Genomic DNA, 2,055 nt, shown 5'->3' with positions numbered 1-2,055 from the left:
CCATGGAAGGCCCGACCCCCGTCTCGGCCCTGATCCATGCCGCCACCATGGTGACAGCCGGCGTCTTCATGGTCTGCCGCCTGTCGCCGATGTTCGAGTACGCGCCGGTGGCCAAGGGTATCGTGGTCTTCATCGGAGCGATCACGGCGCTGTTCGCGGCCACGGTCGGCATGATGCAGAACGACATCAAGCGGGTGATCGCCTACTCCACCTGCTCGCAGCTCGGCTACATGTTCATGGCCGCCGGCGTGGGCGCCTACCAGGCCGGGATGTTCCACCTGTTCACGCACGCCTTCTTCAAGGCGCTGCTGTTCCTGGGCGCGGGCTCGGTGATCCACGCCATGGTCCATGAGCAGGACATGCGCCGCTATGGCGCCCTTGGGAAATACCTGCCTGTCACCTCGACCGTGATGATCATCGGCACGCTGGCGATCACCGGCATCGGGTTGCCGATGGAAATCCTGGGACAGGAGTGGGGCTTCGCCGGCTTCTACTCCAAGGACTCGATCATCAACGCCACCTACATCGCCGGCGCCGCGGGCAGCGCCATGGGCTACTTCGCCTTCGTGATCGCGATCTTCGTGGCGGGGCTGACCAGCTACTATTCCTGGCGCCTGGCGTTCTTCACCTTCAATGGCCACGCCCGCTGGACGTCCGAGGACCTCGAGCACCACTGGCACAACCGCGACCACGACCACGCCGATGCGCACGCGGATGACCACGCCAGCCACGCGCAGATCGAGACGCACAGCGAACCGGACGAGGCGCACGGGGCCCATGGGCATGCGCACCATGGCCCGCACCTGCCGCACGAGAGCCCGTGGACCATGCGCCTGCCGCTGATCCTGCTGGCCATCGGCGCCGTCGCGGCGGGCTTCGCCTACCACCACCAGTTCATCGGCCATGAGCAGCATGAGTTCTGGCGCGGCGCGATCTTCACGGCGCCTGACAATCACGTGCTGGAAGGCGCGCACGGCCTGCCGGCCTGGGTGCTGTGGTCGCCGCTGACGGTGACGCTGATCGGCCTCGCCGCCGCGTGGTGGGTCTACATCGCCCGAGAAGGCGTGGGCGCGCGGTGGGCCGCCAATGGCGGGCTGCTCTACCGGTTCTTCTACAACAAGTGGTTCTTCGACGAGATCTACCAGGCCACCTTCGTGCGCGCGACGCGGCTCCTGGGCCTGCTGTTCTGGAAGGGCGGCGACCAGCGGATCATCGATGGTTTCGGCCCGGACGGGGTCTCGGCGGTGTCCGTTCAGGTGGGCAAGGGGGCAGGGCGCCTGCAGTCCGGCTACGTCTACCACTACGCCTTCGTCATGCTGCTGGGCGTCGCGGGCCTGCTGACCTACGCGCTTCTGGCCTGGAACAGGGGCTGATGGGCATGCCGCTTCTCTCGCTCATCACCTTCGCCCCGCTGGCGGGCGTGGCCCTGATCCTGGGCATCCGCCTGACCGGCCGTCCGGACGACGCCCGTGGCCTGGAGGCCACGCGCTGGATCGCGCTGGTCACCACCCTGGTGACGCTGGCGCTCTCGGTGCTGCTGGTGGCGCGGTTCAACCCGAACGACTGGGGCTTCCAGTTCGTCGAGGAGACGCCGTGGTTCGCCGGCATCGTCTACCGCATGGGCGTGGACGGCATCTCCGTTCTGTTCGTGCTGCTGACCGCGTTCCTGATGCCGCTCTGCATTGCGGCATCCTGGAAGACGATTGAGACCCGCGTCCACGAGTACATGATCGCGTTCCTGCTGCTGGAGACCCTGGTGATCGGGGTGTTCTGCGCGCTGGACCTGGTGGTCTTCTACGCCTTCTTCGAATTCGGCCTCGTGCCGATGTTCCTGATCATCGGCATCTGGGGCGGAGCGCGCCGCGTCTACGCGGCCTTCAAGTTCTTCCTCTACACCCTGCTGGGCTCGGTGCTGATGCTGGCGGCGATCCTCTACATGATCGGGACCAGCGGCACGTCGTCGATCCCCGAGCTGATGATCTACGGGTTCGCGCCGGAGGTGCAGACCTGGCTGTGGCTGGCCTTCTTCGCCAGCTTCGCGGTCAAGATGCCGAT

The 2,055-nt window shown here is 66.4% G+C and carries 2 protein-coding genes; both read left to right on the top strand.

The genetic code is table 11. The annotated features are described in order from the left end of the window. Nucleotides 1-1,373, top strand: a 1,373-nt coding sequence (locus QZV94_RS24720; RefSeq protein WP_293683081.1) for an NADH-quinone oxidoreductase subunit L, incomplete at its 5' end; no start/stop codon positions are given. Then, a partial coding sequence (locus tag QZV94_RS24715; protein WP_293683079.1) for a proton-conducting transporter membrane subunit occupies nucleotides 1,373-2,055 on the top strand: 683 nt, incomplete at its 3' end. The genes QZV94_RS24720 and QZV94_RS24715, both read left to right, overlap by 1 nt.

This window comes from uncultured Phenylobacterium sp. (assembly GCF_902826855.1).
GTDB lineage: Bacteria > Pseudomonadota > Alphaproteobacteria > Caulobacterales > Caulobacteraceae > Phenylobacterium.
This window is presented reverse-complemented; position numbering and strand designations above follow the sequence as displayed.